This is a genomic window from Haloarcula sp. HT12 (assembly GCF_055271655.1).
Window position 1 is genome coordinate 88,006 of record NZ_JBUXKW010000004.1, and the last position, 24,455, is coordinate 112,460.

The following is a 24,455-nucleotide window of genomic DNA, read 5'->3' on the forward strand; positions in this document are numbered from 1 at the left end:
TCCACAAGACCGGGGTGAACAAATGCGTATTCTTCGGGTGGCTCAGGATATCTTCCCTGAAACAGTCGGTGGCGCACCGTATCACATACATGCCCTTAGCCGCGACCAGGCAGCACACGGACACGATGTGACTGTTCTAACTGCTTCAGACAGCGTGGACGAGCAGGAGACTATCGAACGTGACGGATACACGCTCATCCGACAACCGCCGAAGGCCGAGATTCTGGGCAATCAACTCTTTACGGACACGATCGGAATTCTCCGAAACAATGAAAACTACGACGTCGTTCACGCCCACTCGCACCTGTTTTTTTCGACGAATGTGGCTGTGACCTACTGTCGATTGAAAGGGATTCCACTTGCGGTGACGTGTCACGGACTGAATTCCCAGCGCGGGCCGTTGTGGTTCTCGCGCGCACACCTGCGAACAGTGGGAAAATGGACATACGATTCCGCTGACGTAACGTTCTGCTACACGGATGTTGAACAGGCTAAACTGCGAGAACTGGGTGTCAATGCGGATATTGCGGTAGTAAACAACGGCGTCGATACTGAGCGATTTTCCCCGATCGGGACAAAACATGATAAAATCGACGCGGCCGACGGTCCCGCAATCGTCTTTGTTGGTCGCCTTGTGGACGGCAAACGCCCACAGGATCTACTGGCGGCGGTTGCGGAAATACAGGACCGGTGTCCGGATGTTCGGCTCTTCTTCTGTGGCGACGGGCCGATGCGTGACAAACTGGAAGACACTGTCGCCGAGGAGGGACTGAACGATGCTGTTACTTTTCTCGGCCGTGTCCCGTACAGCGAGATGCCGGCTGTTTTCAGAGCGGCCGACTTGTTTGTTCTGCCCAGCCGTACTGAGGGTTTTCCGCGAACCGTCCTGGAGGCGCTGTCGTGTGAGACACCGGTCGTCTCCAGCGATCTCGAACAGACCGCCAAGATCGTCGATCAAACCGGCGCGACCGTTGAAGTCGGAGATATCAGGGGACTTGCCGCCGCAGTTGCCGACTTAGTCGAAAATAAACAACTGCTCTCCGATCTAGGGCGACACGGCCGCCGAATCGTAACAACGCGCTACGACTGGGAAGACACTGTTCGGGAGACGACGAACGTACTCGGACAGGTCGCCGACAGTAGCGAACCGGCGACGACGGACCGCGAGGGTCCATCGAGTCCACAGATCCCAGTGACACAGGACGAGATAGATATACAATAACCGTGTGGACACTAACGGGGGCCGATGCCAGGAGACCGTCCCGGACTGACCGGGTAGCCACCCGGTTTCTTCCGGCCGAACGGTCGTGTAGTTCACCCGGTCGGGTCGTTAGTTTCTGATTACTTAACAGTGTGACTGTGTAAGAGTGGTCCAGGACTGGGTCAACGGCGGACCGATAGTGACCAACATTCATAAGAGCAACACATGGGCTTCGAGACTGACATCGACAGGGGGGTATTCGACACCTATCAGTTTGCAAACCGCGATTTACAGGAGTATCTCGTAATCATCCTGGCGGGGGTTCTCGTCCTCGAAAGCGGTGTCTTCCTCGCGATACAGCCGGTGACAGGATACGAAACGTCTCTCGTCGACGCATTACCACAGCCGTTCTGGTACCTGTTCTACATCGTGCTGGGGGGCGGGATGCTGACTTTGATCGCTGCGGCAGTAACGGGGTCGGGGTACTGGCGACACGGTCTCGGTCTCGTCGTCGCTAACTACGCACTGTATTTTTTCCTGCCGAAAGCACGCGGCTACCGGTTCTACGGACAGGGAACAGCCGACGCGTTGCGACATTTCGGCGACATAAAAGGAATACTGGCGACTGGGTCACTTCCGGGAATCTGGTACCCGGGGGAACACGTATTGATGGCCCAGATGACGATGCTCGGCGTTCCACTCGATGCTATCCCGTACTTAACAGCGCTGCTGTTTACGACGATACAGGTTGTCGGTATCGGGGTCCTCGTCAGGACGATTTCCGGGCAATCCGGAAGTCTGGCGGCGGGACTCGCCGCGGGGACACCTCTTATTTACACGACCTTCCACCTCTCGAACCACCCGGCCATGAATTCGTTTATGGTCATCCCGGTACTGCTGACGCTTGCGGAACTATACCGGCGGAGCAACGACAACGAGTATTTCGTCTTGTTCCTGCTCATCGGCGTGTTCGTCATCTATTCGCACCCTATGACGACCTTGTTCATGGTCGGCCTCTTACTGTTGACTGCGGTGTATTCCGGCGTGTTCGGTCGGCTCTCGCTGACGCATGTCCGGACGCTCAGTCCGAGATTGGGGATTGCGTTCCTGCCATTGCTGTTCGCGTGGCTAACGAAATTCGGCCAGACGCGACAGGCGATCGCACAGGTGATCAATTCACAGGACGATGCGACACCGGCGGCGAGAGAGTTACAGCAAGCGGGATCTGTAGAGTTTTCGACGGGCCAGCTCCTCGAAAAATTCATGACATTGTACGGATCGACTGCGATCTACTTCACCATTGCAGGCGTGTTCACCCTGTTGACTCTCTACTGGTTCCTGTGGCGCGGTCCACGATACGACTGGGGACTCGGAACTACCCATTTCACCGCCGGGCTCGCCGTTGCAGGGACGTTCCTGCTGGGCAACCTCATCGTCAAGGGGATCATCCGAGCGAACCGGTACTCGCTGCTGTTCGCCGCTGTCGTCGTTGCACTCGCCCTCGTACATAGTGCAAGCGAGCAACGATCCGGTGTGACTGTCGTACTGGCGATTCTGATGGTGACGAGTGCAGTTCTGGCCGCGGGGGCGGCGTACGAACCGAACAACCACATGACGTATGCCGAATACGACGGAACTCGACACATGGCAACCCACTATGACCAGGGTGTCCCGATACACGCAATGGACACGTCTCACAAGATGCAGGCGTTTGTCCTCGGCAGAAATAGCCCCAGGTACTATCCGGCGGACATCAATATCAACAACAACATCCCGCGGAACCTCGGCTATTTCAGTGCGAATGTCACGGCGGCGGATACATTCGGCCGAAGCTACGTCATGACGAAAACACATGACACAGAGCAACACACCGCGTCCTATTTTACGGACCAACAACAGGAGTATCTCTTCAGATACGGTGAAGACAGCCTCGCGCGGTTCCACAACGATCCGACTGCGAACAAGGTGTACACCAACGGTGGGTTCAGTGGCTGGTCGGTTTCGCCGGATACCTGACCGGACTGCCAGTGCATAGTGAGGCACTAACTTTACTCCGGTATCGATTATCCCGAGGACAACTACATGCCACAACCGCTGGTAAGTGTCGTTATACCGACGTATAAGCGGCCGGACAAGCTCAGACGAGCCACACGGAGCGTGGCAGAACAAACGTATCCGAATATCGAACTTATCGTCGTTGACGATCACTCACCACAACCTGCAAACGACACGCTGTCCCGGGAATCCCTGGATGGGCTCGATCTCGTCTGTATTCGCCACGAGGAAAACCGCGGCGCAAACGAGGCTCGAAACACGGGGATTCGTGAGGCCGAGGGGAAGTATATAGCCCTGCTCGACGACGATGACGACTGGCGACCTGAAAAGATCAGCAAACAGGTCGACGTGTTCCAGCGGACCGACGACGGTGTCGGTGTCGTCTACACTGGCTGTGAGTACGACTACGGCTCCTACACCCGTGAGGTGATTTTCACCTGCGAAGGTACCGTTGCGGAGGATCTGCTCGTCGGGAAATCATTCGGTGAGTTCTCCACGCTGATGGTCCGGCAAGACATCATTTCGGCAGCGGGGTTGCCGGACGAGCGGTTCCCGAGCTGGCAAGACCGAGAGTGGCTGATTCGGCTCTCTCAGCACACGGAGTTTCGGGTCATCCGGGAGTTACTGACGCGACGACATTGCCCCGAGGACGAAGAGCGGATCAGCAACAACTACACCGAAAAACGGGACGTTTCTTTTCCATTGCTGATCGAAAAACACCGCGAACTCGCCAGAAGCTACGGTCGCAAATACGAACGGATGTTCCTGGCGTCACTATTGTTTATTCTCGGTCAGGACGCTCTGCGGAATCGGTTCTACGGGGACGCGAGAAAACAACTACTGAAGTCCGTGTACTACTATCCCTTTGACTCTGACCGAGTGGTGTACGCTCTCGTCGCACTCGGTGGCCGACTGAGCTATGAACCCGCGAGATATCTCGTCCGGACGATGCACGGGCTCTCAAACGGGACGATAACCGAATGACCGACGCGCTCGCCCGGATGTGGTTCCCATCGCTGATGACGAAACACACCCGAAACAGTAGGAGTCGACTCACAATGCAATTCGAGACGCGGGTATCCGACCGCATGGACAGTATCGGATCGATGACCACCGGGTGCCCCAGAACCCAACTCGCACATGTGTCGTGGCCCGACTGTTCGATACTGCGATTGGTGGTGTCCCCGTGACGACACTCTGGTACTTCATCGGTGCACTGGTCATTGGGGGCGCTGAGCGAACGCTTATCGATCTGGTGAACGGTCTCGATCACGACGAATATGACGTGACCATCTGGACGATCTTCTCGACAAACCCCCTTGAATCGGAACTTGACTCGGCAGTGACGGTACGGTGTCTGACTGATGCTGGCCAGTTCGAAAACGGTACGATTGCGGGCGTCGAGACACCGGTGGCGTACCTCCTCGCGCCGCTTCGGTTCTGTATCGCTGCCTGGCGCGAAGATCCGGATATCATCCAGTCCTTTCTCTTCTATGGCAACGTTATCGTCCGAATCGCGAGCCTCTTCTGCTCAGCGAAGGTTATCACTGGTATTCGCTCCGTTCCGGACTCGGAGCCGCCCGTTCGTCGCCTCATAGATACAGTGACGCTTCCCCTGTCGGACGCGGTAGTTTCGAACTCGACGGCTGGGCGAGAGTTCGCCGTCGAGCGGGGGGCAAAGCCTGACGACGTTGCAGTGGTGTACAACGGCCGAAACATCGATAGCTACCGCTGTGCGACCCCGGCCGCGCTACACGAGGAACTTGACATTCCCACTGATGCGACTGTCGTCGGGACGGTCGGTCGCCTCCTCGAACGGAAGGGCCACTTCGACTTACTCGAGGCGTGGGCTACGATTGAGGACGAACTCCCCGATGCGCACTTGGTATTCGCCGGCGATGGCCCGGACCGCCGGGAACTTGAACAGCGTATCGAAAACATGGGATGTACGGATTCGGTCCATCTACTCGGGACTCGGGACGATATCCCGGCGCTGCTCAATGCCATGGATATCTTCGTCTTCCCGTCACACTTTGAAGGGCTTCCTGGAGCGGTTATCGAAGCGATGGCGGCCGGGCTCCCCATCGTCGCAACGCCGGTCGACGGCAATAGTGATCTCCTTGAGAACTATCACTCCGGCCTGTTCGTCGATGTCTGTTCCTCACAGCAGATAGCCTGGGCAACGATCCGACTGGCGAACCATCCCGATTTCGCAGCGGACTTAGGTGCCACAGCGATCGCTCGGGCCGCAGAGCGATTCACGGTTGCTGCTATGGTAGACGGATTCGAGTCTGTGTACAGCCGGGTGTCGGCGGGCGCCAAAGAAGCGACTGATTACGGCGGCGAATACACCGGATAACTCCCGGGCAGTCTTATGCTGAGGCAGTAGCGACAGCATATTTTACTAGGCCGATTGGAAGTACTGTACATGGCCGAGGACACCGCGAACCACAAGTACCAGCGTCCGGATCGTGGGGCACAGGATTGGCACATTCCGCTCAACGAGAACTTCGCGCGTATCGATACAGATGTCGAAATCAAGGACGCCGCCGAGAATTTGGAGGATTACGAACCGAAAGCCGGGGCACGATTCCTCGCGACAGATTCCCGCCGTATCTTCATCGGCGACGGTGAGCAGTGGCAGGAGTTCGGAAGTGTCGCGGGCAGTGCGTCGGTCGTCTCTCTCGGTGAGTCAGGACAAACAGCCACACGGACAACTGATGGAACGCTGATCGCAAAGCCCGGGCAGCTCCAGCCGGTTATCGACGCTGCTACCACCGGCTCGGAGTTCGGAGAACGCCCCACTCAGACGGTGAAGCTGGTTTCCGGGACTCAATACGAGATTGATGATACGATACGGCTCCACCGCGGCGTGCGACTCGAATGCAATGGGGCGAAAGTAGTTCCGACTGGCGACTTCAACGTCTTCGAACTCGATCGGGATACGCAGCTCGTCGACCCGTTCGTCGACACGCGGGGGATGCAGTGGAGTTCGATACAGATCGTACTGGGTCCGGAGGACGTCAACAAGTTAGATACCAGAAACCGTGGCTGGGTCAAAAACGCGTATCTCTTCAGCGAACCCGCAAGCGGTATCGGAATTCAGTTCCGGGGCGGCTCTTCCCCGTGCTCGATGCAGGTCGCGAGCGGGACGCTCAACGGATTCGACCGGGCGCTTGACTTCTACGCCGCGGGAGACAATACGGGCGGCCAGGGCGACTGGTCCAACGGGAACCAGTTCTGGGGACGATTACAGGACTTCCGTATCGGTATCAGCATGCGTTCGGAGGGAGCGGAAGTGAGCGGGAACTCAGTCAGGGTTCAAGCACAGACCGGTAGCGTGAGTGAATGGCTCTGGAAAATGGACCGGGATCCGCGGGACTCCCGCGGTGATAACAACTATGTCATGAACGGGAACACCGTCATCGCACACCCGTGGGACGTCACTGCCTACGAGGCCAACAATGAGTATTATTCCGACGATGATCGTGGCGCACCGTTCTGGTTTCTCGGCCGTGGGAAACGGTACGGGAACTCGTTGTTTGATTTCAGTGGAATCCGCGGAAATCAGTACCTGGTGAACAACTCGGATAACCCCGACCGGAACGGTATCTTCACGGCTCATGGCAGCTTCGTTTCAGGAACGTCGGAGTTCGAAACAGAGCCGGCATATCAGCAGAACGACAGCCGGGACTGGCATTCCGGGTCGAGAAACGCCTAACCACTCGCGGACTGCGACGCTACGAACACTGCGCTACCGTTCTCACTCGGAACGTCCGTGTTTCTTGACACAGCGAAACGGCAGTCGAGTGACTGCGAGTTACACGGATTGCTGTAGAATTTTCCGGTGGTAGCAAACTCCTGAGGTCGGCGTAATCCGGAACTAATCGACAATACTCCGTCTTAGTTGACCGACCCGTCGTGCCACATGCGGCTGTCGCTGTTTGGCTGGTAGGACGGCGGGTGGGAGAACTGACTCGTCCCGGTCACCCGTCCGCCGTGATAGGTGAAGATACCGTTCCGGTCCGGGTAATCGGAGTTGTTGACGATGAACTGGTTCCCCAGCGTGCCGGACTGATCGACCAGCGAGTTCGCGTAGTTTTTCCCTTTGCCGAGATACCAGATCGGGGCGCGGCGGTCACCGCTCTCGTGGTACGGGTTGTTCTCCTTGAACAGGGCGGTGTCCCACGGGTACACGACCATCGTATTGCTGCCCTTGACATAGGAGTTGTCGCCACGCTGGCTTTCCGAGCGCGGGTCGTCTTCCATGTACCAGAGCCACTCGCTTACGTCGCTCGATGGCTGGACCATGAGGTTGAACACGTTACCGGACACTTCGGCCCCTTCGGAGCGGTGGTTGACTCCGATGCGGAAGTCGGTGATGGTGCCGGTGAATCGGTTCCCGTTGGACCAGTCACCCTGGCCGGACGTGTCGCTCCCGCTGGCGTAGCAGTCGATCGCGATATCGAACCCGGAGATGTTTCCGCTCGCAACCTGCATCGAGCACGGTCGCGAACCGCCGCGGAACTGCAGACCGATACCTTCGCCCTTGTCACCCATGAGGTACGCGTCCTCGACAGTGGCGCGGTTGGCCGGTTCGATCTTGTCTGCGTCCGGCGCACCGACGACGACCTGCGTGGAGCTCCAGCCGACCGGGCGCGTGTCGATGAACGGGTCGACGAGCTGGGTGCCGCGATACATCTCGATGACGTTGAAGTCGCCGTCCGGAACGATCCGAGCGCCGTTGCATTCGAGTCGGACGTTTCGCTTCAGTTCGATGGTGTCCGACGTGAAGTAATTCTCTCCGGAAACCAGCTTCACCGTCCGGCTCGGCCCCTGTGCCCAGGTGTGTGATTTGGACGCCTGGTCGATCACAGACTGCACTTCGCCCGGCGGGGCGATGAGCGACCCGTCGTCGGCCTCGGAAACTGAATCGTCGGACGCACTGAGGCTCCCGACCCGGTTCCAGTTGGTACCGTCGCCGATGTACACCGTGCCGGTGTCGGTCGCGAGGAATTTCGATCCCGTCTTCGGTTCGTACTGGCTGAGGTTGGATTCAGCGTCCCGAAGCTCGACGTGGCTGTCGAGCTTCTCGAAGTTTTCATTAAGCGGTACGTGCCAATCGAGTGTGCCCTCTGCGGGTGTGTTGTATCGTTCTGCCATCGTTCTGTCGTGTTACTGGGTACCCCCGTACCCACCCATACCGTAGCCTTCGCTGCCGAAGTCGTCAGTAGCTGATTCGGTCGCTGTCTCAGTTTCCGTTGCCGTCTCAGTCTCCGTCGGCGTCGCGGTTTCCGTAGGCGTCGCGGTTTCCGTTGGCGTCGCCGTTTCCGTCGGCGTCGCGGTTTCGGTCTGCGTTTCCTCCACGTCCCGGAATTCGAACCAGTTGAAATCAATACCGGAGCCAACTGCTTTCACTTGGATGACGTGCTCGCCACCGTCTTGGACCGTTACGTCAGGGAGCGTCGCCGTCTCCCACGTCGTCCAGCCGCCGGTGTTTGGCACATCCACCGTCCCGAGTTGCTCACCGTCGAGGCTGAACTGTAGTTGCCTGTTGTCTCGCGTCGTCGCGACGCGGATATCGATGTCGTACGTTCCGGCCGGCACTTCTGCGGTGTATTCGAGCCACTCGCCGTCTTCGAAGTAGCCGATGTTGTACTCCCCGGCGGCGTCCTTTGTCTGTCGAATATCGACGTCGGAATCGCGGTAGCCGAGATCGTATTCGTTGCCGACGGTGGTATCGTGGTACGACACCCCCTCTCCGCCCAGGTCGTACTCCTGTGCCTGGACTCGGCCAGGAAGCGTCGGAACGTCGCTGAACGGCTGGTTACCGGTGCTGACTGCGGAGAACTCGGCCCAGTTGAAGTCGATCCCGGAACCGAGGGCTTCGACACGGAGGATCTGCTGTCCGTCGGCTTCGATTGTGACGTCTTCTAACGTGGCCGTCTCCCACGTCGACCAACCGCCGGTGTTCGGTACGTCGACGGTGCCTAACTCTCGGTCACCGAGCGAGAACCGGAGCTGTCTATTGTCTCGGGTCGTTGCGACACGAACCTTGAGATCGTACTGACCCGGCGAGACATCGGCCGTATACTCGAGCCACTCGCCGTCATCGAAGTAGCCGATGTTGTACTCCCCGGAGGCATCCTGTGTCTGTCGGATATCGACGTCGGAGTCGCGGTAGCCGAGATCGTATTCGTTGCCGGACGTCGTATCGGAGTACGAGATCCCTTCACCGCCCGCGTCGTAGTTCTGGGCCTCGATGCGCCCCGGAATCGTCGCGGGAGTCCCGTTATACGGTTTCTGTGCCTCGACTCTAACGAATTCGAGCCAGTTGAACTCTACGCCGGAATCCAATGCCTCGACCCGGAGCGTCGATTGCTGCTCGGAGTCGATCTCGACGTCCTCTACCGTGACTGTCTCCCACGAGGTCCAGTCGCCGGTGTTGGGGATATCGATGGTTGCGAGGGTCCGGTCCCCCAGTGACAGTTCGAGCTGTCCGTCCGAGAGCGCTGATGCAACCCGGACTCTGATATCGTAGGTCCCGGGGGAGACATCGGTTGTGTACTCCAGCCACTCGCCGGCCTGGAAGTAGCCGATGTTGTACTTTCCGGACTCGTCTTCCGTGGCTCGGATATCGACGTCGGAATCACGGTTCGCGGAGCCGTAGATGTTCCCATCGGACGTATCGTGGTACGCCTCGCCTTCCCCACCGATGTCGAAATTCTGCGCCTGAATCCGGCCGGGGATCGATTTGACGGTCCCCTCGTACGGTGACTGGGACTGCGTCGTGCTGTCCGTCGAGATGTTCAGTGAGTAATCGCCACCGGTTCGACTGACGTCCATGACCTGCAGGTAGTGTGTGCCACTAGCTGAGAGGGATTCAGGGAGAAATACCGGGGCGTTCGAACTCGCGTACGCTTGGGACAGTAACTCACCGTCGGGGTTGAATATCCCGAGGGCAGTGGCTCCCGTGTCAGAACCTGGCATGAATTTGACCGTCACGTCCTCGGTGTCGGGCTTGAACGAAAAGAGATCAGACGAACCTGGAGACAGTGTTGTCGAGAGCGGGGAATCGATGCTGAGGCTACTAACCGAATTCAACAGGCTGGTGTCCTCGGCCACCTTCGAGACATCGACCGCGCTGAGTTGCGTCGTAACTGCAGGTTCACCACCGTACCCGAATTGTGCTGCAGATTCCCCGGCGGTAGGACTACCTTTACCGGTGCAACCTGCCAAGGAGGCGGCGGCAACACCTGCTAATTTCATACAGGTGCGGCGATCTACGATGGTCGTTCCTGTCGTACTACTATCGTCTCGCGACACCTCATCACTGTCGTGCGAGCGATTCTGTTCTTTGTTGGTCACACTCCGGTAATCCCTATTTACTATTTTATTCGTTGTTACGAGTTGGATCTCGTTTAGCTAATTTGCTACTCAGGCTATGTTTTTTGCATACCACAATAAAGACGAAACTTATAATTGAAAATGACAATAGAGCAATTCGAATCGAACCAGTATGGTTGAATTACTATATATAACCGAAATTAAGACCTCATTATAGAGTGTTGTTCAATCTGTTTTTACCGCCATTAGATACGGCACATCCGAAATCACCAAGGCTGAGTCACTGATTTCTGTTACGTAGGCGAGACGATCACGGGGAACTAATCAGCTTCCGTCTCTCCAGCCTCCCAACCTGTCGCGGGCGGTTTCCTATTCCCGGTGATTTGTGGTTGATATATTTGAATTATCAGCAATGATTTCAGAACGGCCGCCGTTTTGAACCGTGTATCACTCGAAGTCGAGCTGACTCCAGGTCGAAATGGTTCGGTCCGACCAGCCCGAGAAACGGAGTGTGTGGCTGGAGGTAATGGAGTAACAATCGTTTGTTAGGATGCGCTTCTTTGCTTCGAGAATTGCCTCGGTTTCCTGGTAAGGCTGTTCGGCACTCCCCGCTCCAGTTATCGGTACCCTCGTGAAACAGTGTTTGCATCGTATTTTGATGCCCGTACAGTATCGGCCACTCGATTCCGATTACCTGAGCCTACTGACGGGATGGAAACGTATCAACCCAGTTGTACGCCACTATTGGTCCGCAGTGGGGTCTTCCACTCCGACTTGGCATCGACGTTGTAAGGACTCTTTCTCACTGGCGAGACACGACAGCGAGATGATCGTGTCTTGTTCCAGCAGTGATGTTTGAAACGAGAGGTGGTCACCGACGGATGTGTCACTGTAAAGTGTTCTCGATGTCCGGTATTCTGTCGTTCCTGTCCGACCGAATACACTGATGGTATCATCGTGATGATTGACAGTAATGTGGAAGCGTATAGAATCGTAGGTGTCTCGTAGCGAATTCGCAGTCTCGGGTGATACGTCTCCTGGCGATTGCCCGAGCGCTCCCTCGTGTTTGGACAAAACAGCTGTCCCGTCGCCATCGATAGCGACGATTTCAGTTGTTTTGTCTTCGATGATACCGATGAGCCGCTTTCGGACGATCTTACCTTGGTTGACGAGCAACAGTCTGTCTAACCAACGCCCTCCCTGTAGTAACGGGAGGATGCTGCCAAGCACTGTTCGTCGCTTCATTTCCCTTTCCCCATCTGTTCGGTGGTTCGACTGAACTGGATTGTCTGTCTCATTCTGATCACGCTAGCGCATCGAATATTGACTCGAGGTTCTGCTTCACTTCCCAATCGAAACTAAACATGAGGGCCAGGGCCAAGGCCACATAGACCCCGATACCCACGAGAATCAACAGGATAAACTCCAATAACGGCGCGTTGAGAGTCACCGTCTGATACACATAGGTCACGGCAGCTGCCATCCCGAGACTTGCCGCGAGGGGATACGAGACCTCCCTGATGACCCGAACCGGAGACGCTTCGACAGTTCGGGCGATAAGATAGGTGTCAATAGGCATCATCGGGAAGATGTAGATACCCGTAATGAGGGCTGAGGTACCTTCGATTCCATACATCATCGTGGCCGGATAGATGAAAATTGCGATAAGGATCACACGTACGGCCGAGAGTTTTGCGATATAATCGGGTCGCCCGACCGCCTTCCAGACTGGGCCCATCGTTGCACCCATCGAGCGCAACAGACCGTAGATAGCCAGTAACTGCATTACTGGTATCATCGGCCGCCATTCAGGGGTGAAAAACGTCTCGACGAACGCGGGGGCGACCGCTGCGATTCCCATTGCTGCCGGAAACGAAGCCAGCGTGGTCATCCTAAGCGTCTGGAAGTATCCGGTCCGAAGCTTTTCGACGTCGTTCTGCACTTTCGAGTACGCGGAAAACGTCACACTTGAGATGGTCTGTGTGATTTCGGTCGCCGGCGCGTTCGAAAGCCGGTAGGCGAGCTGGTAAAACCCAAGCGCACTCGCCATGAGTGCCCAACCGACAAACGCGTCGTCCCCTCTACTGTAGAGGAAATACAGAATCGAGTTGGCCGTTACCCACTTCCCGAAACTGTAGCGCTTTTTGGCGACGTCGAGATTAAACGAAGGCCACGGACGGTACCCGTGCGCCAAGTACGAGACGAGGAACCGGGCGGCATCACCGGCGAGATATCCGATTGCCAATGCATAGACAGTCGGCTCATACAGGGCCAAGCCCACAGTGACGACGAAATACGCAACCGCACCACTGACCCTGTAGACGAACTCCTTGTGGAAATCGAGACTTTTCTGGAAATAGACGACGGCAGGATTCCGTAACCCAACTATGAACGGAGAAAGTGCGATAACCCGAAACAGATCTGTTGCCGCAGGTTCGTTAAATAACGACGCGATAAATGGTGCGCCGAGGAATAGGATGGTAGCGATGACCGTTCCCCTGGCCGTCTCGATTGTCCAAGCAGTGTTGAGTTCGTCGTCTACGTTGTCTTCCTCAGCCTGTATCAGAGCGGATTTGATCCCCAACTCGGAGAACTTCTTGAGCGACGAGAGTGTCAACAGTGCGATCCCCATCAACCCGAACGCACGCGGAGATAACAGCGAGGCCACAATAACTAACAGTAGCAGCTCTAACCCCCGTTCTGTGACGTTCATCACGCCGACCCAAACGCCACTCTTCACAGCCTGTTCCAAAACGTTATCACTGGCCGGGAGCAGGCGCTTTATCAACCGCTTCAGCTTGTCTAGCATCGTCGTTCGTCCTCCCCAGCGCGTGTGTAACGAGCTATAATACTAGGCCTACTAACGGACCCCAGCGTGGTCTTCCAACTCAATACTCTATATAGCGTTTCCTGCATAGACTCTCCGTTGCTACATACTTCGGATACCATCTGTTTGTTATGGGCGGTGTAACCTGTGAGGCAGCCAAACTATCAGGGTGGGGTCTGACAGTCCCTCTCAATCTATAACTGGTCGACATGAACCGGGCCTTATTGGTTGCCAGCCGTGAGTACTTGTCCGCTTTCGACCATCGACTCCAGTGGGTTGTCGTCGATTTCCAGCGGGAAATCGACCCGCCCACACCGTCGAGCGGACTCCCAGCACCCAAATATAAGCTCCGTTGCCTGCAGCGCATTGTCAGCCGAAAGTTCAGGCTCGCGGGCTGTCGCAAGTGCGTCGACTGTGTCCGCTATTGCCCGGTCGATATAGGTCTCAGGCCGAGCGTTTTCGACAGAGGTTCCCGGTAGCCGAGCGCTGATCTTCTGTTTTGCGGCGTCTAAAACCGTCTCGTTGGGACCGTGTACGTCTTCCCCGTCTGTATCGACTGTCTGCCACTTTTTACCGGTCCGAACCCGTAACGGGACCTCCCCCCCGATTTCGATAATTCCGTCTGAACCGAGCAACCGCATATGACACTCGACAATTCCACCGTCTCCCGTCGAAGCGAGCCCGTTCACACCGTTCGTGTATCGCCACTGAGCGATGGCCTGGTTTTCGTTGTGGGCGCCGAACTGTACGTTCTCCTCGCTGTATTCGATTCCCGCCATCACCCACTTCGACATCGCTTGGTCAGTGAAGTAGCCACAGAGGTCAAACAGATGTGAACCATAATCGAACAGATTCTTTCCCCCGAGTTCGATGCGCTCTAAGGAACCTATTTTCCCGCTTTCAAGCAGCGACTTGGCTTTTCGGAACGGCTTTCCGAACCGGCGCTGATGGTTGAACGTGAGCTGGATACCGGCTCGCTTACAGGCGGATGCCATTTTCCGACAATCTTCCCATCTGGTCGCCATCGGTTTCTCACAGTGGATCGCGTCCATTACACCGCTTTCAGCACATGTCATAACGACAGGCGCGTGGATATGAGGGGGAACACAAACACTGACAATGTCCGGTTCGATAGCGTCGAGCATCTTCTCGGTGTCCGTGTAGACGTTCCCGTCCGGGAGATCCCATCGCTCCCCGAAGGCTTTCGCGTTTTCCGGCACGACATCGGCACAGGCGGTGAGTTCACATGACTCTAACCGCCTGTACGCGCCAGCGTGCCTGTATGCCATCGCGAACCCGCCAGTATCCGGATCGTCCGGATCTGCACCAGTCCCAATGACTGCGACAGTGTAAGTCATCGATGGATGGTGGGGGAGTAGCCTCAATAGTAGTAACCTCGTACTGATTCTCCCGGATCGTCTCCACAAGCTTGCTCGTGTTTCAATACGGGTGGGGCATTGCGAATGGTGGTTTCCCCTTCCTCTGCAGAGAGGATCTCAGCAGCTATCTATTGTAGCTTTAGAGCACGTCAGTGTGTTATATAACTCCTAACCACTCACTTTTGTTGAATTGTAATATTGGCAACTGGTGAATGAATCAAGCATCTCCTCTCTGGTAAACCAATCGCCTTTAATTCCAGAACCGGTCCACTTGTGGCCCAGCCAGGGTTTAAATCCGGATGCATCGGTATCGCCAGATAGCTGTCCGGTCTCAGCCCGCTCAGAGCCACCGGTGGGATTCGCAGCGGCGTTCACGACAGTATGGCCTATCTACTAAAACGCCCTCCGTCTCTGGATTCTTGACAAGGATGGACCGATACAGTCGTCGACGAAGCGAAGCTACTGTAGCGAGAGGGACAGCCCCACTGTACTGATGCCTTCAGACGAAGAGCCCGAAACGTCGACTTCGGAGCAGGCGACCCGACGGACCGTTCTGACCATCATTGCGACGGTACTCTCGTTTGGCGTTGCAGTGGTATTAGAGCGGGAAATCTTCTATCGCGGGTACGGCGAGGATGGGTACGGTGAACAGGACTTTGGCGGGTAACTATTGCGGCCCATCACTCGGTCCGAGTCCAACGAAACCACTCTGAAACCGACGGCGGGTGCTGGTAGTCTGTTTACATCAGGAACAGCGTTGGTCGAAATCCGGGTTAGTCTGATAGTTCCGGTGGCGAGTCGGAGGGTGACTCAATCTCCCGAATCTCATCTAAATCCTCGCTGTGATCGGTTTTGTCAATAATCCCCCGGATACGCCCGGCAGTCTTCGCAACGGTACTGCCCGCTTCTGTAATGGTAGCCACTGGCGTTCTTCTGACGTAATTTAATGGATTCACCGCATCACAGAAGACTCTCTTGAGTTGATCCGCCCGTGAGATGTTACACTTCGACCAGTAGTACGGACTCTTGGTCTCGAGTTTATACTGTTTCTTCCAGTATCCCGTAATCGACGACGCGTACGGATGTTCGACGACAAGTTCAGGATCGTACCGGATGTCAAACCTACTTTTGACTCGTCTTGCGAGCTCCTTTTCTTCGTGACCCCACCCCATCTGTTCGTCCCACCCACCAATGGTTTCGAACACACTCCTGTGGACGCCCATGTTACATCCCCAGAAGTGATTGACGTAACAAGGATCATCGCCCCAGTCGTAGTGATTGGTGAAATGACGGCCGAACACATCGTCGACTGGATGGATGGTTCGACCGGCGTATGCCGCCTCTGTTTCGAGGACTTCTTCCGCTTTTTTGAGATAGCCTGACCGGGGACGAGAGTCGTCATCGAGAAAGACGAGCTTGTCGGCCGAGGCTCGTCTAATACCCTCGTTTCGCGCTTTAGTTACTGGACTTTCATCACACACGATAACCTCGAAGTCGTCGAACGCGTGATCTTCGAGACACTGTATCGCTTCAATCTCGCTCTGCGGCTTCAGTGTCGCGATTACAACGCTGACCGATACCATGTGATTTTTCTACAGAGGTAATATCCCTTTCAAGATATTAGTATAGGGTTCCTGGCATGAGTAAGCAACGCATTCATTTGTTGAGCTTACGCTGACACGGTCGAAATAACTGTCTGTACCCATGAGACGACTCCGTAGACGAACACCACAAACCCGCCCATAGAAACCCAGCGAAGCCGTTTGTGGTTTCGCGGTCGGACACCGTCCGGGTTACTGAGTTCGACTGCAAACAGAAAGCCAGCGTAGCTGAGCAGGTAATACAACAGTGGGTTCCAGAGGTCGATCGCTATCATCCCTCCCAATGTTGCCGAAAGCCAGACGATGAAAATCATCATGAACTGTCGAGCCCAAGCAGCGCACATGACCTACCAATATGCATCTCCGTGCTTTGTTATGCTACTACTAGCACGAGTTCAGGGATGGCGAGGGGGGCCCGCTCCCAGCGGCAGCCACTAAGTCGGGAAACAACGACGCATAAAAGTCCGGTCAGGCTTTCCATCCACTACCAAAGGGGCCTGCTACTAAGAGGTACATCTCTGAAAGAATACGAAGGAAAATACAATGGGTCGCTACCACCCTCGCGATTCGACCTGAAATAGCATCGCACGTTCGTCAAACAGCGATGAACCTGGTGTCGATGACCTCGTGAGCGAAATCACCCACCTGTCCGATCGCTCCAAAACTGACGCTAACGTGCAAAGCTGAGTAATTGGTAGATGTTCCGATGGTACATCAGTCATCGTCTGTAGTGGAGAGGTCTATTGAGTGACGGTTCCCCGCGTCGGTGGTCGTTGTGGCTGTTTCTTCTGAGAGGCGCTGCTCTGCAGCATCCCGATCTTCCGGATACCCAACGTCGATACGCCATCCGTCGAGACGAACGGCGTCGATTGCTCTCCCGCTGTCCAGCAGTAAATCGATGGCATCGCTGAGTTCGTACTCACCGCGGTCAGAGGGCTGAACGAGGCTACACGCTTCGAATATCGCCGGCGAAAACGTGTATAAGCCAGTCAGTACCAAGTTTGACGGTGGATTATCCGGCTTCTCGACGACACTGATTATCTCACCGTATTTATTCGTCTCGCAAACGCCGTATCTAGACGCTTGCCCCTCCGGAACCTCCTCAACCAAAAACGCACAATCGACCCGTTGTTCTTGGTGTCGTTGCACGACTGCATCGAGGTTCCCTCGGAACACGTTATCTCCCAGCATCAATATAAAGTCGTCCTGGATTTCGGGCTCAGCCTGTAACAGTGCGTGTGCGAGCCCAGCAGGTTCCTGCTGGTGGACGTACGTTATGGGGATCCCTTCGTACGAGCTACCGTAGTAGTCGATAATTTGTTCCTTCCGGTAGCCAACGACAATAACAAACTCATCCACATCCAGCGAAACCAGTTCGTCAAGACAATGTGTCAGAAGTGGTTCTCCGTCTATCTCAACTAATGCTTTCGGGAGGTCATCAGTGAGTGGCTGAAGTCGTGTTCCTCTCCCGGCCGCGAGAACTACTGCTTTCATCACTCACACGCATCCCCAGATACCACATTGTAATGACGCTACTAACAGGAACCCACTATTATTGACCGAATCAGCTATCGTTTCCGCCAACAACGTTGTTCAGCTATCGTCGTAAATCTCGAAGTGAATCCGAATGAATAACGATGAACTCTTCTTCACCGAGTTGCGACTCGTGCTCCGGCAAAAATATCAACTGGGAATCGGTCGAGGATTTGACAACGGTTAGCTCTTCCATCTCATAGCCCAAGTCAGATTCCCAGTCCGGATCCGTTGGTACGTCTTTCCACTCCTCTGAGGTCATCATTCAGCTGCCACTCCGTTCAAACATCCCAGTCTCAGCAATCTCAACCGCTTGTGTGTGCCGTGTGCCCTGACTCCTATCTTTTGGGTCTAATTCTAGATTAAGATCATCCTTAGCCCCCCTCCTTACCGCGCTAATATCGAACATGTCTCGGAAAGGTGTAATTACTATATTAAAGATTGCGTCCCTATGAGCACATTTGAATACCATTTACTACACAATTACTTACCAATCTGTCTTATGGCCATCCACTACATACCGTCACGAAAACAGACCACTCGCTGATAGTAGGATGGAATTACTGCAATCCTAAGTGGGACTGTACCGGAGTGCGATACTGCATCGGGAAGTAGTCCGGAGTAAATGAATACCGAACGCAGTCACAGAGTCGACGGTTGCATCAATAGCAGTTAGACCAATCAAACCGACAATGCTCGCTCAAATGGCTCCATTACGTTCTTAAGCTCCGGCCCAACACTTGGGTGATAGATATGATATCCCGCCCACAGGTACGTTGGAGTGGTAGGCTCGGCTATGTCGAAATAACACGACTATAACAATACACCCTTGCGCAAAAGATATCGATGGAGAGGGCAGTTACCCGACACCCACAACACCGGCCCAATCCTTACCACCCCCCTCAGGGACGCTCGTGCCCTGTATAGTCGCTGTCGACTCGGATCGCTCTCTCCACTTTGACAGGAGCCGGAGCGGTTTCGGTTACACCGTTCTCTTCGGCTCTCTTCGACTCCGAATTATTAGCAACGGTGACACTAAGCACTTGTTTTGGTTTCCCCCATTCTTTCTCTGTAGATATACGATCCGACACAAGGCAACTGCCCACCAGAACTTGTGGCCGAGAAGGGATGGTGCGATTGTCTTCAGAATAGCCTATGAGCCCTCATCGCCTCTCATTCTGTGAGAGACCTACTCAACATTGATATACTTCGAAGCCTAAAAAAATAGCAAGCGTTTAGAAGAAGCCGACTACCTCAAATATGAACTCAATTACTAAAAAGTAACAGTTACACGTAGCGGTGTATGCCGGAACATATCTCCGACAGCGAAATGGAACGGATTTCCGAATTCGCGAGCACTCCGATGTACAAGCGGTCGCCCGATCAGTTACTGCCCGACGGCGCGGCCGACGACAACGAATAACTCATCCCTTGGGGGGTGATTTTCCGCTCGGATCGTCCCATAGCTCAAGGCTCGCCGATATCGAGGGACCTGTCGTTTTTACTTCGCCGCCTGGAGACTGCATGTACAATAGAAAGAGCGAGAAATGAACTAATGACAACCAATCCAATAACTATTGGACTGACTGCACTGAGCAGTGGAACGCCGACGATGGCTCCCAGGAGTAACAGTGCGTTTAGCAGGGCAACGGCCCCATAATACTGGTACCACTTCGATTCGCTATCGCTATTGCTGATGAATGGCTCGACTTCCGGTGCATCCTCTCGAAGCGCTATCTCACCCGTATCAGCATCGTACGTTATCAGCCCTGCCTCCTGAAGTTTCGGAGCATGGGTCTGGTACAGTGAGACATACACTCGCTTTCGCGCCTGCGAGGAGAGCTCTTCGACGGTTGTGTCGTTCTCCCACGCAGCCAGCTCCTCAGCTAGATCAGTCAGTTGGACTGGTTCTTTTTGTTGGCGTAGATAATATAGGGTGTACCGACGCCTAGAACTGCTGAGGATATCGAACATTTGGTCGCGTGAGAGCTCTGATTCTTCCTCTACCATCGGTTCGCTCATGACCTCGATTGCTGCGTTGGTTTGTGTTCAGGCCGCGAGAGCGACATATATACACGAAACCCGGGGTAACCTTTTGTTACACCCCCGTTACCCTCTGATTCTTGAGTAAGAAATAGCTACTTGTAGGGTGTACCAGATACCCATTTTGCAGTAGCTAGCCACAGTCAGTATATAATCCGGGAATCTATCACCTCTGGAACGATTTGTTATACTACACAACACAACCACAACAAAACAGAATCTATCCGCAAATAAAAACACAGTACGGTACGCAGTCGTTTGATCGGTACAGATTTACGCCGTACTGAGACTCTACCCCGAATCTCTTAATGTTAGTATCGAACTATATATTAGCACAACTCTATCGGTCTCTGATTACGATAGCCACGAACTGTATAATATCTTATTAATAATATACCGTGGACTGAGCGGTACTGACCTACCATTGAGTTCACTGGCTTGGCAACTGATGGGACAGTGATAGCGACCGGCAAACACGGTCGGAGTCGTGATCACCGCTGTGTGGATTTATGAACTAATCCGTGCCGGGCCTATGGCGTCTGCGTACTGATAGCGTATACTTGCGAGGAAGCTACCGGACAAACGGCAGATGTACGACAGAATCTTCTGTGGTTATTATCCGTGTTGAGACAGTTCCATTTTTTCGGTTTGTAGCGGCAAATATCGTCAATTAGGCGGGGTGAGCGGTTGACTGTTCGATGATCGCTCTCCGGAGTCGGCTGTCCGCTCCCATCGTCTCTGTATTGCTATCACACAGTGCCTCTGTAAAATATTCTCCTACCGGTGGCTCCTGGGTATCCGTTTACGTAAGAATCAGTAGGAAGCTGCTGTACGGTTACGTCGGCGTGATTTCGATAACCTCGCTGTCTCGAATCCGGACAGTATACCCGCTGTATGTGAAACTGATCTGGATATCGTCGCTTGACTGCCCCGCAACGAGCGTATCAAGGGCGTCCGGGTCGATCTGATCGTACAACGGCGGGAGATTGGTTTCCGTTACGCGCTCTTTGGCTGCGATGGCGGTCACAATCGCTTCGCTTGGTGATTCGTACTGGTCTGCCCAAAAGACGGTTTCCGTCTCGTTCCACTCCAGACTCATTGTTCTTTGTATGAACGTACTCCCGTATCAGCATGTACTCTATCAGACTAGCAATCTCGAATTGTGTATGCTATCTATCTAGATGCTGTGTCGTTCCACCGTCGCTAAACAACTGTTGGAGTAGCTTCCGGACCGCTACCCGAAGATGGTGGCTGAACGTGGGTTGTGAAATATCGAGTGTATCAGCGATTTCCTGTCCGGTCTTGTCCCGGGGAGATTGATAGAATCCGCTGTAGAAGGCCGCGAGTAACACCTCGAACTGGCGGGGGGTAAGCTGTGCTGTCAGTTCTGCGTGGAACGACTCACGAGTTTGGACACTCCGTTCTCGTTTGTGGCGACTCACAAGTTCGATGTCCGGACACGAACGCCGTAATTCCGCTATGAGTTGGCGAATATCGACAGTCTGTGGGACCTCAAGCTGGAGTTCCAGCGTTTCCCCGTCGGACTGGATTCGCTGTGGAGCCCCTCCCTGTTCGGCGATAGTCAGCGCAAGCTGTGTCCCCGATACCGTCGCTTCGAACAGACTTGTGTCCTCAGTGTCGGTTAAACACTCTAACCGCTGGATACGCGGGAGGATATCTGGACATGTTTCCAAGTCCTCAGCAGGTGCGTCAGTACTGAAAAACACGATGCAGCTGCTATCTCCCTGCGGAACGATGCCTTCGAACGTAATCTCTGCATCGACAACACCTGCGATCCGATGGAGGATGTCATCAGACTCAGTTGCTTCCAGTTGGATCTCGACGGCACGGTCCGCGACGAGCCCTTGCTTCGTCTCGATGCTGTTGATGGCGTATCCGACCGTTTCGCTCACTTCTTCGAGCACTGACTGTGTCGGGAGGTCGAAAACGTCTGACGTTTTTGCATACACAGTCAGAATGCCGTAGGACAGCTGCTGGTAACTGAGCGGAATGCTAGCGACTGACTGGAAGCCCCGCTCCAGCAGCCGCCGTTGCCATCCTTTCCCCCTGAGCCCGTCCGCGATGTTGTTGTTCAGCGTCTGCTCGTTCGTTCGGGCCGTCTGGACCGCTGGTGGGGGCGGTGTCTCGTTTGTTGGCGTACGGGATTCTTCGAGAAAGCCACGGTCGGTCCCTGCCCAGGTTCGTGGCGTGACTCTATCAGTGTCGGATTCGTACTCGCCGATCCAGGCGAACGAGCAGATGTCGGACGCGACTAGCTGGTCACACACTGCCTGCTCGATTTCCGAGCGACTGTCTGCCCTGAGAACTCGTTCGTGGATTTTCTGACTCAGTTCTGTCAGTCGGTTCATCTGCTCGAGCTGAACCGTCTGTTGCTCTAGGTCTCGCTGTCTGTCCTCGAGCTCCGTCTCGTAGGTCAGCCTATCGAATGCCGTCCGAATCGTCGCCCCGAGGAGTTCGGTAATCCGACGGGTCTGGGTGTCGAACACGCCGCCGATCGTATCGCCAGCCCGGAGCACTCCGTGATCGCCTAGCGGAACAAACACGGCTTTCCCGTCGCTCACCGCGTCCTCGCCCGCCTTCGAGGCAGCGGTTTCGTCGCAAACGATGGTTTCCTCAGTGAAGAAGGCCGAACTCACAGGGCTATCCCCGTCTGCTGGGATGGTGTCGTGCGTTTCAGTCTCTGTAGCCGCGAGCGGGCGAAAGGCGTTCGTATCGCTGTCAAACGTGTACAGTACAACTTCAGGGAGGCCGATGATATCACGCGTCCGCGAGACGACGATCTGGGCGGCCTCTTCCTCTGAAGTCACGCCCAGGAGATCTGTCGCCGTTTCGTACAGCTGGGTAAAACCCATCTCCGCCCGCTGTGTCTGGAGTTCGTTTCCGATCCACTTGCTTAGCAGGTCGACGAGCGTCACATCCCAATCCGAGAACCCGGTCTCGCTCGTCCCGGACCCGTAGAAGCAAAGCGTCCCGTAGATACTTCCCCCGACAGTAAGTGGCGTTCCGAGATATCGATTGAGTTCGTCATCCCACATGAGATCCCCATCGCTATCGCTGCTCTCGGCATCAATGTCCGTCAATACGACCGTTTCCTCGTTCGCGATGGTCTGTGCGCAAAGGGTTTCCGACACTGGAATGGTCCCGCCTGAAAAAATCGTTTCGTCCGGTGTCTGAAGCACCTCGAAATCGTATTCGCTTCCGTTAATATGTGAGAGCGTCGCGTACTCGGTTCCCAGCACGTCGCGCCCGACCTGCATGAGGTCCGCTATCTGTTCCTGTAGCGCTCCTTCCCGAGCGGTGAACACTTCGGTCACCGTTCGCAGAACTTCTTCCCGCATCTCGAGTTCGGCGCGCGTCGCGGTTGAGTGGAGGCCATCGGCGACGATTTCCGCGAGCTCTGTCAATACGGTCTGTTCGGCCTCGTCAAACGCGAAGGGCGTGTCCGCGTATATCGAAATGACGCTCTGTACCGAGCCCGTGTACTGAATGGGGAGCACGATCATCGACCGGAACCCGTACTCCGAAGCGAGTTCGCGCCAGGGTTGGATCGACGACTCAGTACGGATGTCGGACGCTACTTGGCGCTCGCCGGTTTCGATTGCTTGGCCGAACGGCCCCTCATCGAAAACTGAGCGGCCATGACGGGTCAGCATCGCTTCGACGTATTCGAGTGCGCCACCACCGCCCGCTGTAGGGACGACGTCCCCCGACTCGTTTCTTTCCCCGATCCAGGCGAACTGGTAGGCGTCAGAACTAGTCAGGATCTCACAGACAGCCTCTTTGATCTCTTGGGCTGTTGATGCCCGCAGTACTTGGCGATTGATCTCCCGGAACAGCGAATTAATCCGGGATAGTCGCGCCGTTTCCCGACGGAACCGGTGTGATTCGACCGCGTTTTCGATTCTGTTCGTGAGTACCGCGTACTGTTCCGGCCCGCCACCTTTCACGAAGTAGTCGGTGACGCCGGCCGAAACTGCTTCGCTGGCGAGTTTCTCGCTCCCCTGACCTGTCAACAAAATGAAGGGGAGGTCGCCGTTAGACTGGCGCACCGTCCTAACGAATTCAATCCCGTCGGCTTCAGGCATCTCGTAGTCACTGACGATACAGTCGATAGATTCGGAATCGAAGTAACTGAGCGCATCATCGACGCTTGCGGCCTCGATGACCTCGATACGGTCGTTCTCATGTTCCAGCAGTTCCGCGGTCGTCCGCCGGAACTCTCCGTAGTCATCGACTAACAATACCTTGATCCTCGAGGCTGCCGTTTCACTACCCGTCGGTGCCGGTCCGGTCTCACCGGCCAACTTCCGCATACTACACCCCTTACGCGACAGTCCGTATAAACGTTTGACTTGACTGCAACGCTGCCGGGGCATTCAGTCTGTTAGCAATACCCGTACCTCATGCGGGACTATATTTTGTTTTTGCAGAACTGAGCAACTCACGAC

16 protein-coding genes are annotated in these 24,455 nt (G+C 55.1%); 6 read left to right on the forward strand and 10 right to left on the reverse strand.

The window, feature by feature from the left end:
* Window positions 1–22: 22 nt before the first annotated feature.
* The 5 genes from ACY9XZ_RS13590 (at window position 23) to ACY9XZ_RS13610 (ending at window position 6,977) form a co-directional block, all read left to right on the forward strand.
* Entirely contained in the window at window positions 23–1,222 is a 1,200-nt protein-coding gene (locus ACY9XZ_RS13590; protein ID WP_463458090.1) for a glycosyltransferase family 4 protein, read from the forward strand.
* Window positions 1,223–1,426: 204 nt separating this feature from the next.
* Window positions 1,427–3,217 (forward strand): hypothetical protein, encoded by a 1,791-nt coding sequence (locus ACY9XZ_RS13595; RefSeq protein ID WP_463457558.1) that lies wholly within the window; start codon window positions 1,427–1,429, stop codon window positions 3,215–3,217.
* Between the two features lie 66 nt (window positions 3,218–3,283).
* Window positions 3,284–4,240, forward strand: a complete 957-nt coding sequence (locus tag ACY9XZ_RS13600; RefSeq protein ID WP_463457559.1) for a glycosyltransferase family 2 protein — start codon at window positions 3,284–3,286, stop codon at window positions 4,238–4,240.
* A gap of 202 nt (window positions 4,241–4,442) precedes the next feature.
* Entirely contained in the window at window positions 4,443–5,615 is a 1,173-nt protein-coding gene (locus ACY9XZ_RS13605; protein ID WP_463457560.1) for a glycosyltransferase, read from the forward strand.
* A 69-nt stretch (window positions 5,616–5,684) separates the two neighbouring features.
* Complete coding sequence (locus ACY9XZ_RS13610) at window positions 5,685–6,977, forward strand: hypothetical protein (RefSeq protein ID WP_463457561.1); 1,293 nt, start codon at window positions 5,685–5,687, stop codon at window positions 6,975–6,977.
* Between the two features lie 182 nt (window positions 6,978–7,159).
* On the opposite strand, the gene ACY9XZ_RS13615 is transcribed toward ACY9XZ_RS13610, so the two are convergent.
* The 4 genes from ACY9XZ_RS13615 to ACY9XZ_RS13630 all read right to left on the reverse strand — a co-directional run bounded on the left by ACY9XZ_RS13615 (window position 7,160) and on the right by ACY9XZ_RS13630 (window position 14,788).
* A complete protein-coding gene (locus tag ACY9XZ_RS13615; RefSeq protein WP_463457562.1) occupies window positions 7,160–8,419 on the reverse strand; it encodes a hypothetical protein in 1,260 nt (419 codons plus the stop codon).
* A gap of 12 nt (window positions 8,420–8,431) precedes the next feature.
* Window positions 8,432–10,624 carry a carbohydrate-binding domain-containing protein gene (locus tag ACY9XZ_RS13620; RefSeq protein WP_463457563.1) on the reverse strand — a complete coding sequence of 731 codons (2,193 nt, stop codon included), beginning with the start codon at window positions 10,622–10,624 and terminating at the stop codon, window positions 8,432–8,434.
* A 1,282-nt stretch (window positions 10,625–11,906) separates the two neighbouring features.
* Window positions 11,907–13,412, reverse strand: coding sequence for a lipopolysaccharide biosynthesis protein (locus tag ACY9XZ_RS13625; protein WP_463457564.1), 1,506 nt, complete (start codon window positions 13,410–13,412; stop codon window positions 11,907–11,909).
* Window positions 13,413–13,651: 239 nt separating this feature from the next.
* On the reverse strand, window positions 13,652–14,788 hold the full coding sequence (locus tag ACY9XZ_RS13630) for a Gfo/Idh/MocA family protein (protein WP_463457565.1): 1,137 nt from the start codon (window positions 14,786–14,788) through the stop codon (window positions 13,652–13,654).
* 514 nt (window positions 14,789–15,302) lie between these two features.
* On the opposite strand from ACY9XZ_RS13630, the gene ACY9XZ_RS13635 reads away from it, so the two are divergent.
* Entirely contained in the window at window positions 15,303–15,476 is a 174-nt protein-coding gene (locus tag ACY9XZ_RS13635) for a hypothetical protein (RefSeq protein WP_463457566.1), read from the forward strand.
* 106 nt (window positions 15,477–15,582) lie between these two features.
* Here ACY9XZ_RS13635 and ACY9XZ_RS13640 read toward each other — a convergent pair whose 3' ends face one another.
* From ACY9XZ_RS13640 to ACY9XZ_RS13665, 6 genes are all read right to left on the reverse strand, one after another.
* On the reverse strand, window positions 15,583–16,392 hold the full coding sequence (locus tag ACY9XZ_RS13640) for a glycosyltransferase family 2 protein (protein ID WP_463457567.1): 810 nt from the start codon (window positions 16,390–16,392) through the stop codon (window positions 15,583–15,585).
* Window positions 16,393–17,124: 732 nt separating this feature from the next.
* Window positions 17,125–17,904, reverse strand: coding sequence for a UTP--glucose-1-phosphate uridylyltransferase AglF (aglF, locus tag ACY9XZ_RS13645; RefSeq protein WP_463457568.1), 780 nt, complete (start codon window positions 17,902–17,904; stop codon window positions 17,125–17,127).
* Window positions 17,905–18,007: 103 nt separating this feature from the next.
* On the reverse strand, window positions 18,008–18,208 hold the full coding sequence (locus ACY9XZ_RS13650) for a hypothetical protein (protein WP_463457569.1): 201 nt from the start codon (window positions 18,206–18,208) through the stop codon (window positions 18,008–18,010).
* Window positions 18,209–19,410: 1,202 nt separating this feature from the next.
* Window positions 19,411–19,953: a DUF7344 domain-containing protein gene (locus ACY9XZ_RS13655; protein ID WP_463457570.1), complete on the reverse strand. Its 543-nt coding sequence runs from the start codon at window positions 19,951–19,953 to the stop codon at window positions 19,411–19,413.
* 868 nt (window positions 19,954–20,821) lie between these two features.
* Complete coding sequence (locus ACY9XZ_RS13660) at window positions 20,822–21,085, reverse strand: HalOD1 output domain-containing protein (protein ID WP_463457571.1); 264 nt, start codon at window positions 21,083–21,085, stop codon at window positions 20,822–20,824.
* A gap of 70 nt (window positions 21,086–21,155) precedes the next feature.
* Entirely contained in the window at window positions 21,156–24,320 is a 3,165-nt protein-coding gene (locus tag ACY9XZ_RS13665) for a GAF domain-containing protein (RefSeq protein ID WP_463457572.1), read from the reverse strand.
* Between the last annotated feature and the right edge of the window lie 135 nt (window positions 24,321–24,455).